The 25,505-nt window shown below is 71.3% G+C and carries 16 protein-coding genes; 10 read left to right on the forward strand and 6 right to left on the reverse strand.

Annotated elements, in window-relative coordinates:
* The first annotated feature begins 58 nt into the window (after positions 1 to 58).
* Positions 59 to 1,309 carry a hypothetical protein gene (locus AMK18_RS30325; RefSeq protein ID WP_018103127.1) on the forward strand — a complete coding sequence of 417 codons (1,251 nt, stop codon included), beginning with the start codon at positions 59 to 61 and terminating at the stop codon, positions 1,307 to 1,309.
* Between the two features lie 64 nt (positions 1,310 to 1,373).
* Here the strand turns inward: AMK18_RS30325 and AMK18_RS30330 are convergent, their stop codons facing one another.
* A complete protein-coding gene (locus AMK18_RS30330) occupies positions 1,374 to 1,979 on the reverse strand; it encodes a lytic polysaccharide monooxygenase auxiliary activity family 9 protein (protein ID WP_018103126.1) in 606 nt (201 codons plus the stop codon).
* Between the two features lie 274 nt (positions 1,980 to 2,253).
* Here AMK18_RS30330 and AMK18_RS30335 point away from each other — a divergent pair, with 274 nt between their 5' ends.
* Together AMK18_RS30335 and AMK18_RS30340 are read left to right on the forward strand one after the other, a co-directional pair.
* Positions 2,254 to 3,036 carry a calcium-binding protein gene (locus AMK18_RS30335; protein WP_073865304.1) on the forward strand — a complete coding sequence of 261 codons (783 nt, stop codon included), beginning with the start codon at positions 2,254 to 2,256 and terminating at the stop codon, positions 3,034 to 3,036.
* A gap of 656 nt (positions 3,037 to 3,692) precedes the next feature.
* Positions 3,693 to 6,746: an FG-GAP repeat domain-containing protein gene (locus tag AMK18_RS30340; RefSeq protein ID WP_107422376.1), complete on the forward strand. Its 3,054-nt coding sequence runs from the start codon at positions 3,693 to 3,695 to the stop codon at positions 6,744 to 6,746.
* 79 nt (positions 6,747 to 6,825) lie between these two features.
* On the opposite strand, the gene AMK18_RS30345 is transcribed toward AMK18_RS30340, so the two are convergent.
* From AMK18_RS30345 to AMK18_RS30365, 5 genes are all read right to left on the reverse strand, one after another.
* Positions 6,826 to 8,061 carry a hypothetical protein gene (locus tag AMK18_RS30345; protein WP_073865306.1) on the reverse strand — a complete coding sequence of 412 codons (1,236 nt, stop codon included), beginning with the start codon at positions 8,059 to 8,061 and terminating at the stop codon, positions 6,826 to 6,828.
* A 41-nt stretch (positions 8,062 to 8,102) separates the two neighbouring features.
* Positions 8,103 to 11,159, reverse strand: coding sequence for an alpha-mannosidase (locus tag AMK18_RS30350; protein ID WP_073865307.1), 3,057 nt, complete (start codon positions 11,157 to 11,159; stop codon positions 8,103 to 8,105).
* Between the two features lie 70 nt (positions 11,160 to 11,229).
* Entirely contained in the window at positions 11,230 to 12,246 is a 1,017-nt protein-coding gene (locus tag AMK18_RS30355; protein ID WP_073865308.1) for a LacI family DNA-binding transcriptional regulator, read from the reverse strand.
* A gap of 55 nt (positions 12,247 to 12,301) precedes the next feature.
* Positions 12,302 to 13,228, reverse strand: coding sequence for an ROK family protein (locus AMK18_RS30360; RefSeq protein ID WP_073865309.1), 927 nt, complete (start codon positions 13,226 to 13,228; stop codon positions 12,302 to 12,304).
* Positions 13,225 to 14,937 carry a class I mannose-6-phosphate isomerase gene (locus tag AMK18_RS30365; RefSeq protein ID WP_073865310.1) on the reverse strand — a complete coding sequence of 571 codons (1,713 nt, stop codon included), beginning with the start codon at positions 14,935 to 14,937 and terminating at the stop codon, positions 13,225 to 13,227. The genes AMK18_RS30360 and AMK18_RS30365 overlap by 4 nt, the downstream gene beginning before the upstream one ends.
* A gap of 271 nt (positions 14,938 to 15,208) precedes the next feature.
* On the opposite strand from AMK18_RS30365, the gene AMK18_RS30370 reads away from it, so the two are divergent.
* The 7 genes from AMK18_RS30370 to AMK18_RS30400 all read left to right on the forward strand — a co-directional run bounded on the left by AMK18_RS30370 (position 15,209) and on the right by AMK18_RS30400 (position 25,489).
* Entirely contained in the window at positions 15,209 to 16,525 is a 1,317-nt protein-coding gene (locus AMK18_RS30370) for an ABC transporter substrate-binding protein (RefSeq protein WP_073865311.1), read from the forward strand.
* Positions 16,522 to 17,460: a carbohydrate ABC transporter permease gene (locus tag AMK18_RS30375; protein WP_073865312.1), complete on the forward strand. Its 939-nt coding sequence runs from the start codon at positions 16,522 to 16,524 to the stop codon at positions 17,458 to 17,460. The genes AMK18_RS30370 and AMK18_RS30375 overlap by 4 nt, the downstream gene beginning before the upstream one ends.
* Before the next feature lie 2 nt (positions 17,461 to 17,462).
* The gene (locus AMK18_RS30380; RefSeq protein ID WP_073865313.1) at positions 17,463 to 18,293 is read left to right on the forward strand and encodes a carbohydrate ABC transporter permease; all 831 of its coding nucleotides are present in this window, start codon (positions 17,463 to 17,465) and stop codon (positions 18,291 to 18,293) included.
* 66 nt (positions 18,294 to 18,359) lie between these two features.
* Entirely contained in the window at positions 18,360 to 19,541 is a 1,182-nt protein-coding gene (locus AMK18_RS30385) for a glycoside hydrolase family 76 protein (protein WP_073865314.1), read from the forward strand.
* 65 nt (positions 19,542 to 19,606) lie between these two features.
* A complete protein-coding gene (locus tag AMK18_RS30390) occupies positions 19,607 to 22,696 on the forward strand; it encodes a glycoside hydrolase family 38 C-terminal domain-containing protein (protein ID WP_073865315.1) in 3,090 nt (1,029 codons plus the stop codon).
* Between the two features lie 155 nt (positions 22,697 to 22,851).
* Positions 22,852 to 23,685 carry an IclR family transcriptional regulator gene (locus tag AMK18_RS30395; protein WP_079199365.1) on the forward strand — a complete coding sequence of 278 codons (834 nt, stop codon included), beginning with the start codon at positions 22,852 to 22,854 and terminating at the stop codon, positions 23,683 to 23,685.
* Between the two features lie 139 nt (positions 23,686 to 23,824).
* The gene (locus tag AMK18_RS30400) at positions 23,825 to 25,489 is read left to right on the forward strand and encodes an OPT/YSL family transporter (RefSeq protein WP_073865316.1); all 1,665 of its coding nucleotides are present in this window, start codon (positions 23,825 to 23,827) and stop codon (positions 25,487 to 25,489) included.
* Positions 25,490 to 25,505 lie beyond the last annotated feature (16 nt).

Genomic DNA, 25,505 nt, shown 5'->3' on the forward strand with positions numbered 1-25,505 from the left:
TACTGATGTACCGTCCACTCGCATGCGTATCCGTCTTGTTCTCGCATGGACCTCAGCTGTGACGGCCGCACTCTCGGTCGTGGCCGCGACCGGCCCCGTGGCAGCCGCCCCGGCCCACCCCGGCGGCGTTGCGGCGGCCCGCTGCCCTCAGCTTTCCGACGATCTTCCCTGGTACGGCGACAACAGAGCCCAACTGCAGCGCATGATCGATGAGCGCGGCACCTGCCACGGCAGAGGGGGGCCGCGCCCGGTCGCGGCGTTCGACTGGGACAACACCATCACCAAGAACGACGTCACCGACGCCACCATCAGCTGGTCTCTGCGGCACGACAAGATCCTTCGGCCCGCCAGCTGGAAGGACACCAGCAAGTGGCTGACCAGCACCGCGAACAAGGCGCTCACCGACGCCTGCGGAACCGAGGTGAAGGTGGGGACGCCCCTGCCCACCTCCACCAACGCCCGCTGTGCCGACGAGATCCTCCAGATCCGTGAGGACGGCACGACGATGAGCGGCGAGGCCGCCTTCGCGGGCAAGTGGAACCACCGGCGGACCGTGCCGCAGTACGCATGGGTGCCGCAGCTGTTCGCCGGGCACACCGTCCCCGAGCTGCGCGCGTACACCGAGGCCGCCCGCGCGGAGGCCCTCGCGGCGCCGGTCGGCGCCACCCGCACCGTCGGCACCCACGTCCTTCCCGCCTATGTGCGGTACTACGAGCAGCAACGGGACCTCGTCCGGACGCTCCAGAAGGCCGGATTCGACGTGTGGATCGTCTCGGCGGGCTCCGAGCCGGTCACCGAGGTGTGGTCGCGCGGCATCGGGATCGACCGGGCGCACACCGTCGCCATCCGGTCCGTGCTCGACCGCAGGGGCCGCATCACGACCAGCAACGAGGGCTGCGGCGGCGTGGGCGTCACCAAGGGTGAGGCCATCCCGTACATCGACGGCAAGCGGTGCTGGATCAACCAGGAGATCTTCGGGATCAAGGGCCGGGCCGCCTGGAACCAGCAGGCTCCCCAACGGCGGATCGCGCTCGGCGGCGGTGACGCCGACACCGACGTGACCTTCGTCGGCGACGCCACGGGCGCGCACCTGGTGCTCAACCGCAACAAGAACGAGGTGATGTGCCGCGCCTACGACAACGCCGACGGCCGCTGGGTCGTGAACCCCATGTTCATCGAGCCGCTGCCCCGCCGGACCACGGCCTACCCCTGCTCGACCGCCGCCTACACCGAGCCCGACGGCACCCTCGCCCCGGTGCGGCGTGCGGACGGCAGCGTCGTTCCGGACCAGCGGGACACGGTGTACTGAGCGGGAAGCCCCGCCGGGGCAGGGTGTCCCTGCTCCGACGGGGCTCGGTGCGGTGTTCCCCGGCTCAGCCGAAGTTCACGTCGCTGCACCACATGTACGCCTGGTCGAGGTGGGATGCCTGCCAGATCACGAACATGACGTGGTGTCCGGTGTAGCCGGAGGTCTGGACGGGGAACGTGATGTCCTGGGCCGGCGCGTACGAGCCGGTCTGCGTGATGAAGTCGAGGTTGCCCCAGCCCAGGGTCTGGGTCGTGGGGTCGAAGCCCTGCTTGCTCACGTAGACCTTGAGGTAGTCGGCGCCGTGGGACGCCTGGTCGTGCAGGTGCACCGAGAAGTTGTCGCCGACCGTGGTGGTCTTCCACGCCCCGGGCTCGTCCAGGCTGGCGTTCCGGGACAGGTTGTTGCTGCAGAGCGTTCCGTCGGGGGTCTGTGCCTCGAACTGGCCGCCGAGGCCGTCCCGTAGCGCGCTCATCCAGTTCCACATGGTGTCGCTGTTGGCCTGCCATGCCTGCCAGCACATGGGGTCCTGCGTCTGCATGGCCGGGTCCGTGTGGTTGCTGCCCCACGTCTCCCAGCACTTGTACGCGCGGCTGGCGGGATCGACGATCGTGCCGTGGGCCTGGGCCGGGGTCGACCACGTCAGCGCGCCGATGACGACGGCGAACAGCATGACGAGTGACTGGAGGGGGCGGCGGAGGCGCGACCTCGAACGCCCGGTTAACGGAATCCTGTGGTTCATGTGGGGGGAACTCCTTCCAGTGGCAAAGCTGTCGTGGGAGCGCTCCCAACGGTACGACTTTCACAGGACATGTCAATGAACAAACCGAGTCGATCACGAGCCGGGCCATGTGACACCGCGCCGATTCGCGCTCTTGCGGATTCGGACGGGAACGGGAGACTGCCTTCACCACCCGCCCCACCGCCGCCCCTTGAGACGAGGACTCATGAACCGCAACCGAGCCGCCGTCAGCGCTCTCGCAGTGACCCTGTTATCCGCCGGTCTCACCGTCGGCCCTGCGGCCGCCGGCTCCGTCGCCGCCCCTGTCACCGGGGCGAAGGCACGCGTCGGGGCCGACTGGGAGACGCAGTCGATCGTCTATACCGCCGCCGCGGGGCAGACCAACGACCTCAACATCTATCCGATGTACACGAGCGACGGGATCCGCCGGATCGGCTTCAGGGACGCGGTCCCACTGGAGCCCGGCGAGCACTGCGCGTACTCCAGTCCCGAGGACCTCACCGTCGTCATCTGCGAACTGCCCGCCGACAGCGCACGCCCCGACAGGATCGACGTGTTCCTCGGCGACGGCGACGACACGATCGCCGCCTTCGATCCCGGAATGAACACCGTCAGCGGCGGCCCGGGGGACGACGTACTGCACGCCCACACCGCCCGCACGGTGCTGGGTGATGCGGGGGACGACATGGTCATGGGACCCGCCACCCTCTACGGCGGCGACGGCATGGACCACCTGATGGGCGACAGCGACAACCAGCGGATGTGGGGCGGCCCCGGCGACGACATGATCGAGGGCTACGAGGGTGACGACATCGTGTACGGGGGCCCCGGCGACGACCACGTCATGGGCGGGGACGGCCGGGACATCCTCCTCGGCGGCTCCGGCGACGATGTGGTGCACGGCGAGGGCGGCGACGACTTCGTCTGCGGCGGTACCGGGAAGGACACCCTCGACGGCGGGGACGGCCGCGACATCGTCCTCCCTTAGGTGAACGCGGGTTCCCGCTGTGGAGGAGTGGCGTCCGATGCTCCTCCCCTCCCCAGCTGACGTGCCCCGGTCCGGCGATGTGCCGGGGCCGGGGTTGGCCGGTGCCCGCGAGGTCTCAGGTCCTCGTCGTGAGGCGCCGTGCGCGCTCACGGACCGAGAGGGCCGGGGGAGAATGAAGGGGGCAGCACGGCAGCGCCCATCGGAACTGTCCGGTGGCCGGGCCCGTGCCGAGCCGGTCGGCGGCCCGGCGCAGCACCTCCCAGGCGGACGGCGCCAGGAAGAGCCACGCCCAGGCCGGCGTCAGCGCCGCCCCGAAGAACCGGACTCAGCGGACCCAGCGCCCGGCCCGTACATCGGCCGGATGCGCCGCCGGGCCGCCATGTCGTCGTGGCGCCGGCGGCAGGGGCTTCCCAACGGGGCCTGGGCATCGCACCTGCCTCTGACCAGGCGCGATGGGTTCCTGGGCCCATGATGGGGGTGCCGGTGCCGCCCCGGGTGGGCGGCTATAGAGTGTGCGCTTCTGAGGGTGCGGCATCGGCCGGGGGGCCAAGTCGACTTTGTCGGCGGCGCACCGCTTCACGGGTCTGGGGAGGGTCCTGAGGATGAGTCGATGTGGTGTCGTGCGCCCGCGATGGGCCGGAGCGTGCGCGGCATTGATGGTCGTGTTGGGCCTCGCGACGGGGGCAGGTCCTCTGTCGGCCTCGGCGGCGGCAGCGGAAACCCCGCAGGAGACCGTCGTACCGGCCGCGCAGCGCAATACGTACGAGTCGGCGTCGCTCTACAACAGCGACACCCAGTCGGGGGCCGACGGGGCCGGGGCGCAGGGTGTCTTTCACCTGCTGGAGGGCCACAAGGGACTGGTCTGGACGCGCTACGCGGACGGAGTGTCGACCGAAGCACCCGCGGACACCACGGCCGTCAGGCAGACGGGAACGGGCAGCGATGTCCTCGCCTACGTCTACCAGGACGGCAGGATCAATCTGTGGGACGCGTCCGAGGACACCACGCAGACCGTCCGCGTTCCCTCCGGGCAGCAGATGTTGAATGTGTACGGCACCACGGTCGTCTCGTTCGCCACCGCCACCGCGGATGACGGATCGCCCACCCGCGTCAATCACCTGCTCACCCCGGGGCCCGACGGCACCACACGTGACGTCACGGTCACCGGGATGCCGGCCGGGATGAAGCTGGGCGCGACACGCGGTGCGGACGCCACCAGCCTGTTCTTCTTCGGCCAGTGGAACGACACGTATCGCATGGTGTCCGTGGACCGGGAGACCGGCGAGGTGGAGAGCTGGACCCAGCCGATCCCCATCAGCAACGACCTGGCACGGGTGACCGGGGACCACGTCGTCCTGTTCTTCCCCAGTACCCCGACGGTGCTGGTTCTTCCCCGCGACGACCTGTCGGCCGACCCGGCCGAAATGACTGTGGGCTGTGGCGGTGTGAACCCCGCCGACGACCTGGCCGTGGTCGGTGAGTGGGTGGTCTACCGCTGTGGTCTGGCGATCCAGGCGAAGCCGATGGCCGGCGGGGCGAGCGTCCCGGTCATCTCCACGTCGAGTTCTGGTCTCTCCTCGGCGCCAGGGGGTCACGCGCTGGTGGTGGGCCGTGCGACCGCCGAGGGCGACTACGGCATCCAGCGTCTGGTTCCCGGCGCCGGCCAGGGCCCGCCCGCGGTCGTCACGGTCAAGCGGCTGATCAGGCCCGTCGCGAAGGTTCAGGGCCTGTCCCTGAACCAGGGCAGGCTTGTCGTGACCGACTCCAGCAGCGGGCGGCGGGACGACTACCTGCGCACCGTCGCCGCGTCCGGCACCCCCGAGTTCGGCGACCGCTCCTCCTTCACCGGTTCGGGTGTCCTCATCTCCTCCTGTCCGGTCCAGGACGCCGGTTGCTCGGCGATCCAGGGCACGGCCGACGGCCGGATCGTCTGGCTGGAACGCGACGGAACATCGGGCTACGACCGGCTCTGGGCCTTCGGCCCCAGTCCGAGCGGTCTCGACGACCGGCCGGTGCCGGCCGGTGGCCACGTCACGGACGTGTCCGGCGGCTACGTCATCTACACGGACAGCACACAGAGTTACGTCTACCGACTGGGCGGCTCCGGTACCGCGGTGACCCGCCCCAAGGGCGCGGCCGCGCTCGACGGTGACGTGCTGCTGAGCGCGGGCACCGCCCCGGGTAGCGTGGCAGGCTTCAACCTGTCCACGAAGAAGGCGACGGCCACCCTCACCACGGACGCGGGCTGCGTACCGCAGGAGCTGCAGTCCGTCGGACGCTGGCTGTACTGGAACTGCGGCCCCGACGGTGGCGCGGGTGTCTACGACCGCACCGCGAAGAAGTCGGTGCCGGTGCCCTCGGAAGAGGCACGGCTCGGCGACGGCTTCTTGGTCACGCACGACCGAGCGACCGGACAGCTGACCCTCACCACCGTCACGGACGGTGAAGCGGTCGACCGGGTCATCGGCACGCTGCCCGACACCGGCGTCTCGCAGCGCGATGTCCGCTGGACCGTGGACGAGGCCGGCAGCAATGCCGCGTACGTCGATGCGCAGGAGCGGATCCACCTCGTCCCGTCGGGGGTGCCCGAGCAGCCCCTGCGACTGCTGGGGCCCGCCGAGAACGCCGGCACCGTCCATGCGACAACGCTCGACGCAACCCCGGGGGCGCTCACGAGCCTGCTCCTCTCCAAGCCGTCCGCCGGCTGGACCCTGACCGTGCGCAGCGGGATCACGGGCGAGACCGTCGACACCGTGCGAGGCGGCGCAGCGCGCGGCGCGCTGAACGTGGGGTGGCACGGGAACGACCCGTCCCGCGCCGGTGACGCGTTCCTGCCGAACGGGCGTTACGACTGGTCCCTCTCCGTCACTCCGGCGGACGGGCAGGGCGGCTCTCTGAATGTCACCGGCACGGTGGCCCTGATCGACGCCCAGCCGGTGTGGCGGGACCTCGTCGGCGACGACGGTATCGGAGAGCTGCTGGCCCTGAACTCCTCCGGCCTCGTGTATTCGTACCAGGGCAACGGGACCGGTGGACTGCGGGCCAGGCAGGAGGCGGTGGGCGACCGGTTCCCCGGGGGCACGCTCCTCGTCCCCTTCGGCGACACGAACGGTGACCGCTGCAACGACGTGCTCGTACGTCAAGGGAACGAACTGCGCGCCTACCGGCCCGGCTGCGACGGCATCGTGTCGGCGTCGTCCCCGTCCACACTCATCGGCTCCGGCTGGGCGCAGTACGACGTCATCACCTCACCGGGCGATGTCGACGGTGACGGGATCAGTGACCTGGTGGCACGCCAGACGACCACCGGCGACATGTACTTCTACGCGGGCACCTCGACGCACAAGCTCACCACCCGGGTCCGGATCGGGACGGACTGGCGGCTCTACACAAAGATCGTCGGAGCCGGCGACCTGAACGGCGACGGCAGGGGTGACCTGCTCGCGGTCGACAAGTCCGGTGCGCTCTGGCGCTATTACGGCAAGGCCGCAGGTGCCGTCACCGCGCGCACGAAGGTCGCGTCGGACTGGGGTTCCGCCTACACCACGGTCGTGGGCGCGGGTGACCTCACGGGTGACGGCCGCGCCGACATCGTGGCCCGCGACGGCAGCGGCAAGCTGTACCGCTTCAGCGGCACCGGCACGGGAACCCTGTCCGGCCCGGCGACCATCGGCACGAGTGGCTGGAGCAGTTACACCGGGCTGTACTGACGGCCGGCCTGCTTCCGCCGCGCCTGAGCGGCTCGGCGGAAGCAGGCGATCACCGTCTTGCCGTCATTGCGGGCAGGGGTCAGACCGGCAGCAGGCCCGGGAACTGCCCGTGTCCCATGTCCGGTGCGGTGACCGCCAGCCAGCCGTGACCGCGGACGACCGTGTCGAGGACCCCCACCAGGTCCGGGTCGACCGACAGGTCTCCGCACACGTCACGGACGCCGCCCGTGATGTCGTCGTCCTCGTCCTCGTCGTCTTCCTCGTCCCAGCCGCCCTCGGCCGCGTACTGCCGGACCATCCGGCCGTCCTCGGCGGCGAACCAGATGTCCGCGCCGCCGGCGTCGTCCACGAAGAACAGCTGTGCCTTGCCGCAGGCGGCGCTGACGCGCTCCACCGTCTCGATCATGTCGTTCCAGTCGTCGTAGCCGACGAGCTGGCGGAACTGGCCGAACACCAGGCGCCAGCCGTCCAGTTCCGGTGTCACGAAGGCCCGGCTGATGCCACGGGACGGGTCCTTCGGGCTCGGACTCCGTACCTCCTCGCACATCGCGGCCGCCACACCCGTCTGCACCGTCACGGGGCGCGGGTCGTGCAGGCCCAGCGCTTCGAAGACGCCCTCGTACGTCGCCCCGGGCACGGCCAGCCACCAGGCGCTGAGCTGTGTGTCGGGGACCGCTCGAACGCCGCCCGGGAGCTTCACCCGTACCAGCCGCTCCACCAGCATGCGGTCGCGTTCGTCGAGCGCGTCCAGGCCGCCGCCCTCGATCAGGAGGCCGAGCGCGCCCCGACGTACCGGCCGGGAGGAAGCCGAGTCCCGGCACAGTTCCCGGAGGCGCGGGGCGTACGAGTCCCACATGGTGTGGAGGTACTTGCCGGGCTCGCCGTAGAAGTCGCCGCCCCGGGCGGCCTTCTCCACCAGGGCCCGCAACCCGGCCTCGGAGTCCACGCGCAGCCTGAGCAATCCCGCGTAGCCGACGTTCGACAGCCAGCGGTCGGGGTCCACAGCCAATGCCGCGTACCGCCCGGCACAACGCTCGTCGAAGAAACGCAGCAGCCGGCCCCTGAGCCATTCGTCCAGCTCCCCGGCGCTCGCCGCCGTGAGGACGGCGTCGAAGGCCGGCGGACCGATCCGGCTCAGCACCTCCCCATACACCTTGAGACGCTGGGACGACTGGTCGGCGCACACCGCTTCCAGCACCCTCGGCAGCGCGTTCTCGCCGTGGGCCGCCAGCCGCTCCACCGCCGCGGTCACGCGTGCCGAGTCGCCGGTGTCCAGTTCCTCGATGAGGGCTTCGATCCCGGGTTCGATTTCCATGGCGGGATCCTAGTGATCTCGTGCGGAGCCGGCCGAAGCCGTCAGGCGCCCGGGGTCAGACAGAGGGTCAGGATCTGGAACGGGCGCAAGGTCAGGTGGATGTCCTGGCCGTCGACGGCCGGCGCGGGCTCATCCGTCAGTTCCCGTTCCAGCAGATCCGTGATCCGCGCGCCGGCCAGAGGGAAGCCGGTCCTCAGCGTTGTCCGCGCGCGACCGCCCGCGGATTCGTAGAGCCGGACGATGACGCGGCCCGAGCGGTCGTCGGCGAGCTTGACCGTCTCGATGACGACATCCCCACCGGATGCCCGGACGAGCGGTTCGACAGGAGCTCCCCCGGGCACGACGCGCTCGGAGAGGTTGAAGCGGTAGCCCTCGCGGACCGCGTCCCGCAGCCCGGCGCCGATGACCAGTCCGTAGCGCAGGCGGTGTTCGCCGCGGTCGCAGTCGGGGTCCGGGAAGAGCGGGGCGCGCAGCAGCGAGAGCCGTACGGTCGTGGTGGTTCCGCCGTCGGGGCGGACGTCCCTCGTGACGTCGTGGCCGTAGTTGGAGTCGTTCACGAGAGCAGCACCCCAGCCGGGTTCCTCGACGTGCAGATAGCGGTGGGCGCAGACCTCGAAGCGGGCGCTGTCCCAGGAGGTGTTGGTGTGCGTGGGACGCCGGACGTGACCGAAGGGGATCTCCGCGCTGGACTCCGCCGCCCTGATGTCGAGCGGGAAGGCCGCCTTGAGGATCTTCTCGCACTCCTGCCAGTCGACGTCGGTCTCGACGTCCAGCCGGCGGCTGTTCTCCTCCAGGCGCAGTACCTGGGTGATGCGGGAGGCGTTGAAGCCTCGTACCACTCGGACGCCTCCGGGGACGGCGACGACCTCGTCCGCGTCGGTCAGGTCCCGCACGGTGTTGCGGTAGAAGGCGTCGACGTCCCAGGCGTCCCACTGGTTCGGGAAGTCCTGGTGCAGTTGGAGGAGGTTTCCGACCGTGCCGGGAGCGAGCGCCTCGCGTCCGACGGTCAGGTCGTATGCGGAGGTGATCAGGCCGCGGGAGTCCACCGTGATCCGTACGAGGCCGTTGTCCAGCACGAATCCGCAGCCATCGGCGGGGTGGGGTTCGACCGGCCGGGCGGCCCGTGCCCGCGGGGACCCGCCGAGCGCGGGAATGCCGTCGCGGGTGTGCGGTGCGGCGTTGAACACGGTTTCGCGGGCCGTCCCCTCCGCACCGGATGCAGCGAGGGCGCGTTGCGCGGAGTCGATGACCTCGCCGAGCTCCCGGGCCGTCTCGGCGTAGACGGTCTCGGCCTCCCGGTGCACCCAGGCGATCGAGGTGCCGGGCAGGATGTCGTGGAACTGGTGGAGCAGGACCGTCTTCCACACCCGGTCGAGCAGCTCGTACGGGTAAGGCAGGCCAGTGCGCAGTGCCGCTGTCGCGGACCACAACTCGGCTTCCCTGAGCAGGTGTTCGCTGCGCCGGTTGCCCTGCTTGGTGGCGAGCTGGCTGGTGAGTGTGCCGCGGTGCAGCTCCAGGTACAGCTCGCCCGACCACACGGGGGCGTCCGTGTACTCCGCCTGTGCCTTGGTGAAAAACTCCTCGGGGCTCTCCATCTCGACGCGGGCCGAGCCCTCCAGGTTCTCCAGCCTGCGGGCCCGGGCCAGCATCTCGCGGGTGGGGCCGCCGCCGCCGTCTCCGTACCCGAAGGGGACGAGTGAGCGGTTGGCGGCGCCCTTGTCCCTGAAGTTGCGCTCGGTGTGTGCGATGTCGGCACCCGAGAGGTCTCCGTTGTAGGAGTCGACGGGCGGGAAGTGGCTGAAGATGCGGGTGCCGTCGATGCCCTCCCACCAGAAGGTGTGGTGCGGGAAGGGGTTCGTCGCGTTCCAGGAGATCTTCTGGGTGAGAAACCACTTGATGCCGGCCAGCTTCATGATCTGGGGCAGGGCGGCGTTGTAACCGAAGGTGTCGGGCAGCCACATGTCCTCGGTCTCCACCCCGAATTCCTCCAGGTAGAAGCGCTTGCCGTGGACGAACTGGCGTACCAGCGACTCGCCCCCGGAGAGGTTGGTGTCGGGTTCGATCCAGAGGCTCCCCGTGGGGATGAACTGCCCGGTGCGCACCTTCTCCACGACGCGGGCGAACACCTCGGGCCGCTGCTCCTTGAGCCAGGCGAGCTGCTGGGCCTGGGACATGACGAAGCGGAAGCCGGGGTGGTCGTCCATCAGGGCGGTGACGTTGGAGACGGTCCTGGCCGCCTTGCGGACGGTCTCCCGTACGGGCCAGAGCCAGGCGGTGTCGATGTGCGCGTGACCCACGGCGGAGACGCGGTGCGCCCCCGCGTGCGCGGGTGAGGCGAGTGCCGGGGCGAGCACCTCGCGCGCGCGTGTGGCCGTTCCCCCGATGTCCTGGAGGTCGATCGCGTCCAGCGCCCGGTCCACGGCGTGCGTCAACTGCCAGCGACGGGTGGAGTCCTCGGGCAGTTGGTGCATCAGCCCGGAGAGGACGTCCAGGTCCTGTACGAGTTCCCAGACCGTGGGGTCGAAGACGGCGAGGTCCATCCGGTTCAGGCGGTAGAGCGGTGTGTCGGGTGCGGTCTCGCCGCCCAGCCACGGGGGAGCTCCGCCGGCCCGGGTGGGGACGAAGGGGTCGTCGCCGCTTCCCGAGTCGAAGATGACCGGGTTGGCCGCCGCCTCGATGTAGTAGACGAACTCCTCTCCGCCCTCGGCGCGTTCGGTGATCGGCAGCCATGCGTTGCGGGGGTTGAGTGCCTTGACCGGGCTACCGTCCGGGCGGTGGACGAGGCCCTCGGCGGAGAAGCCGGGCTGGGTGGTGCCGAAGCCGAGGTCGAGCACCGCTTCGACCCGCTGCCCGGCCCAGCCGGCGGGGACGGTGCCACTGATCCGGAACCAGGTGGTGGACCAGGCGGGCCCCCACAGGTCGCCCGTACGAACCGGTTCGTACGGCGCGCCGATACCTTCGGCCACGGGTACGGGTTCGCCCGTGACCGGCCGGACGGCGATGTCGAGGGGAAGGCTCTCGCGGTATACGGCGGGCCTCAGGCGCAGGTCGAGGACGCGGGCCAGCCGGCTTTCGGTGACCGTTCGGTCGTGGTGCATGGGTGCTCCGGAGGAGGAAGGCGGGGCAGGAGGGCAGACCGGTGCCGTGGGAGTGGCGGTGGGGTCCGGATCAGCGTGTCCCGTAGCGGATGACGCGGGTGGGTACGACGGTCCTGCGGGCCGGGATCGGCTCGGCGGACGAGCCGTTGATGCGGTCGATGAGCATCTGGCCGGCGCGTCGGCCGATCTCGTCCGCGTCGTACGAGACGATCGTCAGGGGCAGGCCGAGGACGTCGGCCAGGTCGAAGTCGTCGAAGCCGGCGAGCGCGACGGGGCGGCCGAGGCCGTGCACGGCGCGGATGGCGCCCTGCGTCAGCCGGTTGTTGGTGCAGAAGAGGGCCGTCGGCGCGTCGGGGGCGCCGAGGAGCGCGCGTGCGGCGGCCTCGGCGGTGGGTACGTCGGTGAGGCCGCGCCGTACGTGGGTCTCGGCGGGTTCGATCCCGGCCGCTTCGTGGGCCGCCCAGTAACCGCGGAAGCGCTCCGCCCCGGTGTACAGGGCGGGCGGGTTGCCGAGGAAGCCGATGCGGCGGTGGCCGTCCGCGATCAGCTGCCCGACAGCCTGCTCGGCTCCGCCGAAGTCGTCGACCAGGACACAGTCGGCGTCCATTCCGGCCGGCGGCCGGGAGGCCAGCACGATCGGCATTCCGCGCAGCGCCGCCGGAGCGAGGTGCCGGTGGCTGCTGCCGGCCGGGACGACGATCATGCCGTCGACCTGACGGGCGGTCAGGTCATCGACGAGCCCCCGCTCCTTGTCGACCTGCTCGGCGGTGTTGCTGAGCAGGACCCGCAGGCCGTGATCGGAGGCGACCTCCTGCACGCCCAGGGCGAGGCGGGAGTAGAACGGGTTGGCGAGGTTGGTGACGACCAGTCCGATCATCCCGCTGCCGCCCAGGCGCAGGCTGCGTGCCGTTTCGTTGCGCCGGTACCCCAGCGCTTCGACGGCGGCCAGTACCCGTTCCCGGGTGGTGCCGCTGACCCGGGCGTCGTCCTTGAGCACGCGGGAGACGGTCATGGCACTGACACCGGCGCTCGCGGCCACGTCGCGCATCGTGGGGGCGCCGTTGTCGCCCGCGCGGTGCTGTGCCATGTGCGGTTCTCCTGCGGATCGGTGGACGGGCTCGTGGGTCGGTGACGCGGTCATTCTAGGTCCGTGCCCGGGGAGTGACGGCGGCCCCGCGCAGGGTCCAGTGCGCGGCGCCGATGAGGGGCGCGTCGGCCGGGCGGCGCGCCGTGACGGCCGGGGGCGCGGCCCCCGGTGCGCATGATGCGATGCCGTCGCGCACCGCGGGCCCGAGCAGGTCCCAGGAGCCGGCCATAGAGCCGCCGACGACCATCAGGTCTGGCCGGAACCGCTCGCACCAGGGCGCGAGGGCCCGTCCCAGGGCGCCGAAGCAGTGCCTGATCGCGTGCAGGGCGGGCTCGTCGCCGGCCCGGGCCGCGCCGGCGATCTCGTGCACGTCGGGAAGGGGTCCGTCTCCGGGCAGGGCCGCGGCGGTGGCGTAGAACCTGCGGATGGCCCGGCGCGAGACCACCTCCTCCAGGGGAAGCCCGTCGACGGTGAGCCGGTGGGCGCGGCCGCCGGGCGGTACGTCGGGTCCGTCGGTCACGGGCCGCCCGCCGTCCAGGAACGAGGAGCCGACACCGGTCCCGAGCGTGACGCACAGGACCCGGCGCCGCCCTGCCGCCGCGCCCGCCCGGTACTCGCCCAGGGCGAAGGCGTCCGCGTCGTTGACGAAGCTGATGCGGCGGGGGGCTCCGGGGAGCCGGAGGAGCAGTTCCGCTCCGACGTCGACGCCGTGCAGCGCCTCGAACTTGCCGATGCCGCGGAAGCGGCCGACCCCGGTTTCGTAATCGAAGGGGCCGGGTATCGCGACGCCCCAGTGGGCGCCCGCCGGGGCCTCGGCCCGGGCGCCGGCGGCGGCGATGGCGTCGAGGAGCTCACCGGCGGGTGCGTCGGCGGGGACCGGCTCCCGGACCACGGTCAGGGGCGCCGGCCGCGCGGACGCGGTGTCGATGACGGCGGCCGTCACATGGGTGCCGCCGATCTCCAGTACGGGGACGTGGCTCATGCCGGGGCCACCAGGGACTTCACCACGTGCACCGGTTCGCTGCCGACCGGGTGCAGCCGGTAACCGCCAACGCCCGCCGGGACGGTGAGGGTCTCGGCGAAGGCCAGGTCGTGCCGGTCCCCCCGGTCGGTCTCCACGACGACACCCCCGCCCGAGGAGACGTTGAGGATGTGGAAGCGGCCGTCGGTGTCGTCCTCGGCGGGCCCGGGCCCCTCGATCACGAAGCGGTGCACCGCGTAGAACATCTCGGGCAGTGCCCCGATGACCTCCTCGCGCCAGCCCCGGCCCTCGCGCAGGGTCCTCGGCTCCTGGACGAGCTCCTTGAGGACGTCGTCGCCGCGGCGCGCGGTGTCGAGGTTGGCGAAGGCGTGGGCGGAGGAGAGGGGCCTCGGCGCACCGGAGACGCCCTTGCGCAGCCAGTCGTAGAAGCGCAGGGAGTAGAGGTAGGGGGTGGCGCTGATCTCCAGGACCAGATTGCCCTCACCGGAGGCGTGCGGGGTGCCGGCCGGGATCATGTAGAGCTGCCCGTTCTCCGACGGATGCGTCATCACGTGATCCTCGACGCGCAGCGGGGTGCCCTGGGCCGCGGCCGCCTCGACCTCCTCGCGCATGACAGTCACGTCCGTACTGTCCCGCAGCCCGAGGTAGACCCGCGCACCGGGGTCGCACGCGGTGACGTAGTACGTCTCGTGCTGGGTGTAGGGCCACCCGAAGGCCTCCCGCATGTACTGCTCCCGGGGGTGCAGGTGCAGGGAGAGGTTGCCGCCGCCCACGGTGTCGAGGTAGTCGAAGCGGATCGGGAAGGAGGTACCGAAGCGGCGGTGGACGTCCGGCCCGAGGAATGTCTCGGGGTGGAGTGCGCACAGCAGCTGGAAGGGCAGTTCCACCTGTGCCGTCTCGTCCTGGCCGACGAGGACTCCGGCTTCGGGGGCGATCAGCTCGTAGCCGAGGGCCGTGTTGCCGTGGCGGGGTTCGAAACCGAGCTCCCGGGCGGCCCACCGGCCGCCCCAGGGGGTGGAGTTGAAGAAGGGCCGGCTGCGGACGGGGCCGGAGGCGAGGGCGGCCAGGGTGGCCCGGACCGCCGTGCCGTCCAGGGAGGCCGGGCCGTGTGCGCCCTGGAGGTCGATCCAGCGGTCGACGCGGGGGGCCAGGCGGTCGCGGTGGCGGTCGCCGACGGGCCAGTCGGTGTAGAAGAGGCTGCGCAGCTCGCCGGGGGTGCCGGGGCGGCCCAGGTTGACGCCGAGAGGCAGTTCGGCGCGGGTGACGGCCTCCTCCGCGTACCGCTTGGGCAGGTCGGCCCACCACAGCAGGTCGGGCTCGCTGAGCGCGGCGCCGGGGCCGAAGACGAGCAGGACACCGTCGGCCGGACGCGGCTGGACGGGAGGCGTCTCGAACAGGTCGTCCATGGAGAACCCGGCGAGCGGCAGGAAGAACGGGTCGGCGGCCGCGTCGGGCACACAGAGCCGCTGAACCGCGTCGTCCGACCAGAGGGCGCGCACATCGCACATCGCGACCTGCGTACCCCGTGCGCGCAGAGCGGCGGCGAGGGCGTCGGCCGTCGCCTCCCAGTCGAGTGCGGCGGGGCCGTCCAGGGCCAGGACGACGGGTGCCGTGGGCACGTCCGCGACCGCGGCGGCCCAGCCGGTGACGACGGTGCCGCCGGTGACGGCGTACCGGGGGTTGCGTTCATAGGGACGGGGCTGGTGCACAGAAGCTCCTGAAGAAGGGACCGGCAAGCATCGACATGGTATCGATAACATCCTTGGTCGAACAAGGCGGCTATCGAATCGGTTCACGGAACCCTTCGCTGGCAGGACTTTTCTGGCTCAGCCAAGAGAACCCCTTGTTTCAGCCACATGGTGTCGTTAACATCCTCGCAACCCGGAGCGCCATGACGCACGCCGTACGCGCTTCCGGCGGCCTCCCCACCGCATACCGGAGCCCAGGCATCCCCGCCGGGGTCCAGAGGGAAGTGAGCCCATGAGATCCACCGGCGAGACGACGGCGCAGTCGTCTCACCCGCTCCGCCGGCGCACCGTGCTGGCCGGCCTCGGGGCCGGCGCTGCCGCCGCGCTGGCCGGCGGCTGCGCGCGGGGCGACAGCACCGCCGCGAAGCCGGGGACGACGTCCCTGGCCAACGACAACGCGACCTGGGACGACGGTTACGTGGCCGCCGGACGCGAGCTGAAGAAGCTCACCGGCTACGCGCTGCGGCCGCTGTCGAACCCGAATCCGACCGCGTACACCCAGGTCACGCAGATCTCCCTGCAGACGACCAAGGCGACCGACCTGATCAAGTGGCAGGCGGGCTACAACCTCAAACAGCTCGCCCGCACGGGCAGCCTCAGTGATCTGACTCAGCTGTGGGACGCCTACGAGCGCAAGGGCTGGGTGACCAAGTCCCTGCGCGACTCGATGTCCTACCGGGGCGCGGTGTACGGGATGCCCCTGTACCAGTCGTACTACGTGCTCTTCTACAACACGCACGTCTTCGACAAGCACGGCCTGCGGGCACCGGAGACCTGGGACGAGCTGCTGCACACCGCGGAGGTGCTCAAGAAGTCCGGTGTCGTTCCCTTCGTCGCCACGCAGAGCGGAAACTGGCCCGCCTACGAGTGGTTCGAGGAGCTGATCAGCAAGGTCGACCCGGTGTTCTACGCGGATCTGATCGCGGGCCGGGCCCGGTACACCGATCCGCAGGCGCACAAGGCCATGCAGATCTGGCAGGACTTCATGAAGAAGGGCTGGATGACCCCGGCCGACTTCGACCAGAACAACGGTCCGGCCGCGCTGAAGACGGGCAAGGTCGGCATGTTCCTGCACGGTTCCTGGCAGTCCCAGGGACTGGCGGCGGCGGGCATGAAGCCGGGTGAGGACTTCGACGCCTTCGTCCTGCCTCCCGTCGACGCCTCCACCAAGCGGTCCGTCATCACCGAGGCGGGCGTGCTCGCCGTCCCGGAGAAGGCCGTCTCGCACGACGCCGCGATGGCCAACGCGGGCCACTGGCTGCACCCCTCGGTCCAGCGGGTGTGGACCGACTTCCTCCAGGACGGCTCGGCCAACCCGAAGGCGGTCACCTCCAACCCGGTGCTCGCCCGGCTCAGGAAGCGGGCGCTGGACGAGCGCTGGACCGAGCTGCCCCGCTACGGCCAGTCCGGACCGCCCAATCTCATGCAGGGGAACACCGATGACCTGGGAGCCTTCATGACGCATGCCATGTCGCCCGAGGCGACGCTGCGCAGCATGGCGAGCCGCGCCACCAAGGAGTGGGCCGCGTGGAACAAGGACGAGTCATGACATCCGCCCTCGACACGCGTCGCACCTCCACCGGCCCCACGGCCCCGCCCGCACCCCCGGCCGGCAAGCCCTCGCGCGGGCTCCGGGACCGGTTCGCCTCGGCGGGCTTCCTCGCCCCGGCCGTCCTGCTCGTCGCCGGCCTGCTGCTCACACCGTTCGTGGTGACGCTGTACCGGAGCTTCTTCAGCGACAGCCGGGTCTCCGGCTTCACCTGGTTCACCAACTACGGGCTGTTCTTCAGCGATCCGGTTCTCGCCAAGTCCGTGGAGAACACCCTGATGTGGGTGGTCGGCACGGTGGCGCTGCCGCTGGTCCTGGGACTCGGCATCGCGGTGATGACGAACGGTTCCGGGTGGTCCCGGATTCCCCGGCTGCTGGTGGTCCTGCCGTACGCGATCTCCGGCTCGGCCGTGGCCGTCGTCTGGAACTTCCTCCTGACCACGGACGGGGCGGCCAACCAGGCGCTCGAATCGCTGGGGCTGGGGTCCTTCGCCCAGGGCTGGCTGCTGGAGTGGCCGGGGAACACCCTCGTCATGATCGTCGCCAACACCTGGCAGGCCACGGGGGTGGCCGTGATCCTCTTCCTGGTCGGTCTGCAGACCATCCCTCCGGAGACCCTGGAGGCCGCTTCGCTCGACGGCGCCGACGGGCTGCGCAAGTTCTGGTACGTGGTGCTGCCGCAGCTGCGGACCGTGTCCGTGATCGTCGTCGGCAGCAGTCTGGTGAACGGGCTGAAGTCGTTCGACCTGATCTGGGTCCTCACCCAGGGCGGCCCGGGCCGCAGCTCCGAGACGCTCGCCGTCTCCATGTACCAGGAGACCTTCCTCGCGCTGCGCCCCGGGGCCGGAGCGGCGGTCGCCGTCGTCCTCACCGTCATCGTGCTGCTGGCCTCCTGGCTGTATCTGCGGCGCCAGCTCACTCCGAAAGGCGCCTGAGCATGTCCATACGCCGCGTCTCCGCCGGCACCGCCGTCCGCAACACAGTCCTGGTGCTCGTCTCGCTCCTCTGGGCCGTCCCGACCTGGCTGCTGCTGGTCAACGCGCTGGTGCCGGCCGCCGAATACGGCGGCGCGCCGCACTGGCTGCCGCACGGCGGGTTCGGTCTGTTCGACAACATGTCCGAGGCCTGGTCCCGGGCCCGGCTCGGCCCCGCGATGGGCAACAGCCTGCTGTACGCGGTGACCAGCTCGGCCGCGGCCATCGTGGTGGCCACGACCGCCGCGTTCGCCACGGTGATCATGCCGGTCAAGCGCAAGACCCTGTGGTTCTGGCTGATCTACTCGGGCACGCTGCTGCCCCTCCAGGTCTTCCTGCGACCGCTCTTCCTCGCGTACGCCAACACCGGCCTCTACGACGCGCAGATCGGGCTGTTCCTCATCTACGCGGCGGTGGCGATCCCGTTCGCGTACTTCATCATGCGCAACTTCGCCCAGACGCTGCCTCCGGAGGTGATCGAGGCGGCGCGCCTTGACGGCGCCTCCTGGTGGCGGGTGTTCTGGCAGATCCACGTACCGCTGTCCCGGTCCGCGATGATCGCCGCGTTCGTCTTCCAGTTCGTCGCCGTCTGGAACGACCTGCTCTTCGGCATCACCCTGTCCACGAGCCGCAACATCCGCCCGGTGATGGCCGCGCTCGCCGAACTCCAGGGCAACTACTCCAACGTGGGGCCCCCGGTCGTCCTGGGCGGGGCCCTGCTGGTCTCGCTGCCGACCGTCGTCCTCTTCTTCGCGGCGCAGCGGTTCTTCGTCAGCAGCCTCAAGCTCGGCTGAGCCCCGCCGCACCCCCGATCAGGCACACGCACCGACGCCCCGAGCCGATTCCCGAAAGGCATCCCGGTGAAACTCTCCGCCCGCACCGCTCTCGCCCTGGCCGCAGCACCCCTGCTCTGCGCCGCCCTCTGCCCCTCTCCCGCCCTCGCGGCCGGCCACCCGGCGCCGTCGGGCCCCTGGAAGGACCGTGCCGTACGGACGTACGACGCGCTCCAGCGCCATCTGTACCAGGGCGCGGAGAACCACGGCCTCTACCAGGAGGCGACCCCGCACCGCAGCGCCGACAACGCCCATTCCTATCTGTGGCCGATGCGGGAGGCGGCGGCCGCGACGGTCGACATGGCCGGCCTTCCCGGATCGGGCCGGCGTTACACGGCGGACGCGGCGGAACGCTTCTCGACCCTGGAGCTGTACTTCGAGCCGCGCGACGCCAGGCCCGGCTACGACTCGTACCTCCCGGCACCGCTCGGGCAGGGCGGTGACGTCTTCTACGACGACAACTCCGTCGTCGGGCTGTCCCTGCTGGACCAGTACGAGGCCACCGGGGACGCCGCCTACCTGCACCGGGCCGAGCTGGCCTTCGACATCGTCAGCCGGGGCTGGGACGACGACCCGGCCAAGGCGTGCCCCGGCGGGATGCACTGGGTCGACTCCCCGGCCAATGACATGCGCGCCGCCAACGTCACGGGCCTGGCCGCGGAGCTGGCCGCCCGGCTCCACCAGGAGACGCACGAGGGCCGCTACCTGACGAGCTCGAAGCAGTGGTACGAGTGGAACTGGTCGTGCCTGCGCCAGTCCCCCGGGCTGTACCGCAACAGCCTCGGCGACGACGGCTCCGTCAACTCCACCCTGTGGACGTACAACTCCGGGGCCATGATCGGCACCGCCACCACCCTCTACAAGGCGACCGGGGACCGCACGTATCTGCGTCGCGCCGTGCAGGACGCCGAGGGGTCGCTCGCGTACTGGAAGGAGGGCGAGCGGCTGCACGACCAGCCGGCGATCTTCAACGCGATCTACTTCGACAACCTCCGGATGCTGGACGGGATCCGCCACGACCCGGCCTACCGGCAGACGGAGAGCGCCTACGCGGAGCGGGTCTGGAACGAGAACCGCGATCCCGCCAACGGCCTCTTCCGCTTCCAGCCCTCGGGCGGCGGCGACTACGAGCCGACCGCCTCCGCCGAGACCCTCGAACAGTCCGCGATGGTCCAGATCTTCGCGGGCCTCGCCACCAAGACCTCCTGACCCCGCACCTTCCCGCCCGCCCCACGCACCGACCCGGCCCCCTGCCAGAGCGGAGAACCCTCTCCATGCCCCGCCCCGATCTGTCCCGCCCCTCCTGGTGGGACTCCGACATCGCCCGCGACATCCTGCGCGACCGCGGCGTGAGCGCCACCGGTGTCCTCGGCGGACACCCCGTCCGGCTCTCCTGCGAACCGCTGCTGCGCCACGACGGTGACGGCGGGCTGCTGCAGTCCGTGCGCGTCCAGGCCGGCCGCCCCCTCACCCGGGCCGTGGTCACCACCCTGTCCGGCGCCTCCGTCCGCAGCGAGCTGATACCCGGGCCGGCCGGCGAGACCCGGATGCTGGTCCCGGAGGTGGACGCTCCGCTGCCGGTACTCGTCGAGCTGCCCGACCTGGCTCCCGGCGAACAGGTCGAGGTGCTGCTGACCCCGCAGCGGCACTGGACACTGCACCTGGTCCAGCACGCCCATCTCGACATCGGCTACACCGACCCGCAGGGCACCGTGCTCGCCGAGGGCCGCAAGTACCTCGACTCCCTGCTCGAACTGTGCCGTACGACGGACGACCGGCCCGACGCGTCGAAGTTCCGCTGGGCCGTCGAGGGGTTCTTCAGCTTCGAGAACTGGTCGGCGAACCGGCCGCCGGAGCAGGTCGCGCAGTTCCTGGAGCGGGTGCGTCAGGGGCGTATCGAGCTGACGGCGATGCCCTTCAACCTGCACACGGAAACCTGCTCGACGGACGAACTGCACGAGTTGCTGCGCCCGGTGCGCGAACTGCGCGCCCGGCACGGCATCGACGTCACCACGGCCATGCAGACGGATGTCCCCGGCCAGGTCGTCGGCCTCCCCGACGTGCTCGCCGACAGCGGCATCCGCTACCTCTCGGTCGCCCACAACTGGGCAGGCCGGGCGGTACCGCACCACACCGGCGGCGGGGCGCTGCCCCGGCTGTTCCGGTGGCGTGCGCCGGGCGGACGCAGTGTGCTGGTGTGGCGCACCGACACCCCGCACGGGCTGGCGTACATGGAAGGCTCGATCCTGGGCTTCGACGAGTCCTACGACCGGGTCGACGACCTGCTGCCGCACTACCTGTCCGCGCTGGCCACCCGGCAGTACCCGCACGAGGGGCGCGGCATCCCCGGATTCCCGGTCCTGGACGAGGAGTTCAAGGGCGACCCGTACCCGTGGGACGTCCTGCACCTGCGGGTCCTGGGCAAGTTCGCGGACAACGGCCCGCCGCGCCGTGTCATCGCGGACACCGTACGCAGGTGGAACGAGGAATGGGCCTTCCCCGCCCTGCGGACCTCACGCAACGAGGACTTCTTCCTCGACGCGGAAGCCCGCTACGGGGACCGTCTGGAGACCCTCGAGGGCGACTGGAGCGACTGGTGGGTCGACGGGGTCGGTGCCGGTGCGGTCCCGCTGGCCGCCACCCGTGACGGTCAGGCGGCGCTGGCCGACGCCCAGACGGTCGCCGGGCACGCGGAGATCCTCGGCGCGGCGGGTTCGGGCACCACGGCCTCGGCGCCCGAGGTCTACCGGGCTGCCTCCCTGTTCAACGAGCACACCTGGGGCGGTGGCGACCCCTGGACGCACGGCGACCACGGCCACGCCTCCGGTGAGCGTCAGTGGCACTGGAAGTACGCCCAGGCGCTGCGCGCCCACGACGACGCGAAGACGCTCCTGGACGGCGCGAGTGCGGCGCTCGGCGGCAGGCTCTCCCCGCGCGAGGGGACGCTCGCCGGTTTCTACGTGACCAATACGTGCAGCTGGCCGCGGTCGGAGACGGTCCGGCTGTTCCTTCCCGAGAGCACGGTCGCCCTGGAGGACCCGGTCCGGGTGCTCGACGCGCGCGACGGCTCGGTGCTGGAGCACACGGAGGAGGCGCAGTCCAACGAGCTGCACCGGGCCGCGGGCCGCTTCCTGTTGTTCCGGCTCACGGAGGTGCCGGCGCATGGCGCGGTACGGGTGGATGTCGTCCCGGGACAGGAGCCGCCGGCCGCCCCGGAGAGCCGTTCCGAGGAGCCTGCCGTCCTGGAGAACGAGTTCCTGCGGGTGCGGGTGGACCTGCGGTCGGCGTGGATCGGCTCGGTGGTCGACAAGCGCACCGGCCGCGAGCTGGTGCGCCAGGACGCCACGGTGGGGCTCAACGCCTATGTGTACGACGAGTACGCCACGGCTGGGGGCTTCAACCATCAGTCGAGCAAGACCACGGCGAACGGGTCGATGCATCTCCTCGCCTCCCGTACAGCCGCGCCCCCGGCCGCGCTGGTGCACCGTTTCCGCGACGCGACGGGTGAGACGCTGGTCTACGAGTGCGCCCCGGCCGGCACCGAGCGGCTGCGGGTGCGGGTGCATCTGCCGCACGGGCAGGCCCGGATCGATCTGGAGAACCGGATCGCGAAGCCCGCGACGCTGACCAAGGAAAGCGCGTTCTTCGCGTTCCCCTTCGCGATGCGCCGCCCCGATGTCCGGATGGAGGCGACCGGCGGCATGACGGGTAGCGGGCTGCCGGTCGTGCCCGGGTCCGCTCAGCACATGCGCGCGGTACGGCGCTGGGTGAGCTTCGCGGAGGACGAGGTGGTCGCGGCCGTCGCCACGCAGGACGCGCCGCTCGTCCAGGTGGGCGGGATCGCCGTCCCGTACGCGCCGTATCCGCAGTCGCTGGCCCAGGACGAGCCCGGCACGCTCTTCTCCTGGGTGCACAACAACATCTGGGACACCAACTTCCCCTCCGAGCAGGCGTTCGACCATGTGTTCCGCTACAGCGTGTCCTTCGGACAGACCCCGCACACCAGCGGGCCCGTGCTGGGCATGCACACCGCGGCCGTGGGCAGCCGCCCGCTGCTCGCCGTCCGCGCTCTGGGCGAGAAGAGTCCGGCCCCGGACGCCTCGTACGGGTTGCTGAGCGTCAGCGACCGGCGCGTGCGCGTCGTGGGGCTCACCGTCCCAACCCCCGGCCAGGTGCTCGTCCGGCTCCAGTCCTTCGCCGAGGAACCGGTCGCCTGCCGGATCACCCCCGGCTTCTCCGTCACCGAGGCCCGCACGGCCGACTACCTCGGGGCTTCCGGTGACCTCCTGACGCCGGACGAGGACGGCGCGACGACCGTCGACATGCCCGTGCTGGGCACCAGGGCGGTGCTGCTGCGGCTGTAGCCGACGGCCCGGGTTTCGGCCGGCGGCCTCGTCCGGACCATCGCCGTGCCGAAGAACACCCTTGACACCACGTCCCGCTGATCACATAGTTCTCCCCGCTGAGCGCAACGGCGTTGCGCTCAGCGCACCAGATCAGCGAGGAAAGGGACGAGGCCATGAACGAGGTGAACGGCGCGTCCGCCGGCTCCACCGCCCACGAGGCCGGCCGGCGCGACGACGCGGACGTCCTGGCCCCGCCCCAGCCCGGCGTTCTGCAGGGCGCGGACCGCGCCCTGCTCGCCCTGCTGTCGTTCACCGAGCGGCGCCCCGAGTGGGGGGTGAGCGAGATGGCGCGCAGGCACGGCTGGGACAAGGCCGTCGCCCAGCGCATCCTCACCACGCTCGCCTCCCGCTCCTTCCTCACCTGCGACACCACCACCCGCCGCTACCGGCTCGGCCCCGCCGTGTCCCGGCTGGCGCGCGCCGGGGAGCACAGCGGGGTGCTGCCGTCGCTGGTCCGGCCGATCCTCGCCGGGCTGCTGCGGGAGACCGGCGAGAGCGTCGTGCTGAACGTGCCGCAGGGCGCCGGATACCGGTGCGCCGCCGCTGTCGACGGCACCGGTCCGGTCCGCTACACGGCGATCGTCGGCGCCGTGATGCCCGGCCACGCCGGCGCTTCCGGCCACGCCATCTTCGCCCACTACTCCGAGGCGGAGATCCGCCGCCTCTTCGGAGCCACCCCGCTCCAGCGCTTCAACGACCACACCGTCACCGGCCTCGACACCCTCCTGGCCCGGTACGCGGACGTGCGCTCCCGGGGGTACAGCGTCAGCCACGGCGAGTACGACGAGGCCGTCGCCGCCGTGGCCGCCCCCGTGTTCCAGGCCGGGACCATCGCCGCCTCGCTCACCGTCATCGGGCCCGCGCACCGCGTCACCCGTGCCGTCGACCGCATCACCGAACTCGTTCTGGCCGGGGCCGAGGAGGCCACGGCCGCCTTCGGCTCCTGACCCGCCCGGCCCGGCGGCGCTGTCCGGCGGGCCCCGCATCCGTACGACGTGCGTCGTGCCGGAGTACGCGGATCGCCGCAGCCTGCCCGAAAAGTCCCTCCCCGCCCCGGGGCAGGGCCCACCCACCAAGGGGTGTTCCGTGTCGCATCACACCTCGCCGTCGGCCACCGCGCCGCCGCCCTCCGACTCCGGCCCCGCCGCCGCATCCTCCGGCGCCGGCCACCCCCGCGTCCGCGAACCCGTCGTGTTCGTCGTCCTCGCCGTGCTGTCCGTCGTCGGCGCCGTCATCGGTGCGGACCTGGTCGCCAAGCTCGGGATCTCCGCCAACACCTCGGTCGTCGGCGCGCTGATCGCCATGCTCATCGGGCGCATCCCGCTCGCCGGACTGCGCTCGATGCGCTCCGTGCACCGGCAGAACCTCGCCCAGAGCGCGATCTCCGCCGCCACCTTCGCCTCCGCCAACGCGCTGCTCACCTCGATCGCGGTGCCGTACGTCTTCGGGCGCGAGGACCTGGTGTGGCCGATGCTGGCCGGTTCCTTCGTGGGCCTGCTCATCGACACCTGGGTGCTCTACCGCTCCTTCGGTTCCCGGCTGCTGCCCGCCGACGCGGCCTGGCCGCCCGGGCAGGCCGCCGCCGAAACGATCAAGGCGGGTGACAAGGGCGGCAAGCGGGCCCTGGTGCTCGGCGCGGGCACGCTCGTCGGGCTCGGCGGCACCCTGTTCAGCCTGCCGCTGTCCGCCGCCGGTGTCGCCTTCCTCGGCAACGTCTGGGCGCTGCTCATGTTCGGTGTGGGGCTCGGCCTGCGCGAGTTCAGCCCCGATCTGTTCCACACCGACCTCGGCGCCGGATACGTGCCGCACGGCGTGATGGTCGGCGCGGGCATCGTGGCCCTCGGCCAGGCGGTCGTGCTGCTGGTCCGCCGCCGCTCCGCGCAGCAGCCCGCCGCGGCAACCGTGGCGGAGCACGACGAGACGACCTCGTACACCGTGGACGAGAAGGGACTGCGGCGGTCGCTCGTACGCGGCTACGCCCTGTTCGTCGCCGGGGCCGTGCTGCTCGCCGTCCTCGGTGGGCTGATCGGCGACATGAGTCCGCTGGGACTGCTCGGCTGGGTGCTGTTCGCCGCGTTCGCGGCGCTCGTGCACGAGCTGATCGTCGGGCTCGCCGCGATGCAGTCCGGCTGGTTCCCGTCCTTCGCCGTCACCCTGATCTTCCTGGTCCTGGGGCTGCTCATCGGCATCCCGTCGGTGCCGCTCGCGCTCCTGGTGGGCTACGTGTCGGCGACCGGTCCCGCCTTCGCCGACATGGGCTACGACCTCAAGGCCGGCTGGCTGCTGCGCCGCGAGCACCGGCCCTGGGACCCGTACGAGCGGGAGGGGCGCCGTGAGCAGTTCCGCGCCGCCCTCATCGGCTTCGCCGCGGCCCTCGTCGTGGTCGCCGTCCTGTGGCAGTCGTACTTCAGGCAGGGGCTGATCCCGCCCGTCGCCAAGGTCTACGCCGACACCGTCAAGCACGGCCTGGGCGAGCCCGGTGTGCTGCGCACCCTGCTGCTGTGGGCCATCCCCGGCGCCGCCATCCAACTGGTCGGCGGCACCAAGCGGCAGATGGGCGTCATGCTCGCGACGGGCCTGCTGATCCTCACCCCGAACGCCTGCTGGATGGTCCTCGCCGCGCTCGCCGTGCGCGTCGGCTACCGCAAGTGGCGCGGCCCCGCCGCCGACGAGGAACTGAACCTGGTCGGCGCCGGCCTCATCGCGGGCAGCTCGCTCGGCGACTCCGCCCAGATCATCAAGGCGAGCTGACCCCACTCCCCCCAGA

The sequence above is a fragment of the Streptomyces sp. CB01249 genome, assembly GCF_001905735.1.
Lineage (GTDB): Bacteria > Actinomycetota > Actinomycetes > Streptomycetales > Streptomycetaceae > Streptomyces.

Excerpts from the sequence above, each read along its gene's own strand:
- AMK18_RS30330 (WP_018103126.1), bottom strand. The coding sequence starts at position 1,979 with ATGCTGTTCGCCGTCGTCATCGGCGCGCTGACGTGGTCGACCCCGGCC.
- AMK18_RS30335 (WP_073865304.1), top strand. The coding sequence starts at position 2,254 with ATGAACCGCAACCGAGCCGCCGTCAGCGCTCTCGCAGTGACCCTGTTA.
- AMK18_RS30340 (WP_107422376.1), top strand. The coding sequence starts at position 3,693 with ATGGTCGTGTTGGGCCTCGCGACGGGGGCAGGTCCTCTGTCGGCCTCG.
- AMK18_RS30345 (WP_073865306.1), bottom strand. The coding sequence starts at position 8,061 with ATGGAAATCGAACCCGGGATCGAAGCCCTCATCGAGGAACTGGACACC.
- AMK18_RS30350 (WP_073865307.1), bottom strand. The coding sequence starts at position 11,159 with ATGCACCACGACCGAACGGTCACCGAAAGCCGGCTGGCCCGCGTCCTC.
- AMK18_RS30355 (WP_073865308.1), bottom strand. The coding sequence starts at position 12,246 with ATGGCACAGCACCGCGCGGGCGACAACGGCGCCCCCACGATGCGCGAC.
- AMK18_RS30360 (WP_073865309.1), bottom strand. The coding sequence starts at position 13,228 with ATGAGCCACGTCCCCGTACTGGAGATCGGCGGCACCCATGTGACGGCC.
- AMK18_RS30370 (WP_073865311.1), top strand. The coding sequence starts at position 15,209 with ATGAGATCCACCGGCGAGACGACGGCGCAGTCGTCTCACCCGCTCCGC.
- AMK18_RS30375 (WP_073865312.1), top strand. The coding sequence starts at position 16,522 with ATGACATCCGCCCTCGACACGCGTCGCACCTCCACCGGCCCCACGGCC.
- AMK18_RS30380 (WP_073865313.1), top strand. The coding sequence starts at position 17,463 with ATGTCCATACGCCGCGTCTCCGCCGGCACCGCCGTCCGCAACACAGTC.
- AMK18_RS30390 (WP_073865315.1), top strand. The coding sequence starts at position 19,607 with ATGCCCCGCCCCGATCTGTCCCGCCCCTCCTGGTGGGACTCCGACATC.
- AMK18_RS30395 (WP_079199365.1), top strand. The coding sequence starts at position 22,852 with ATGAACGAGGTGAACGGCGCGTCCGCCGGCTCCACCGCCCACGAGGCC.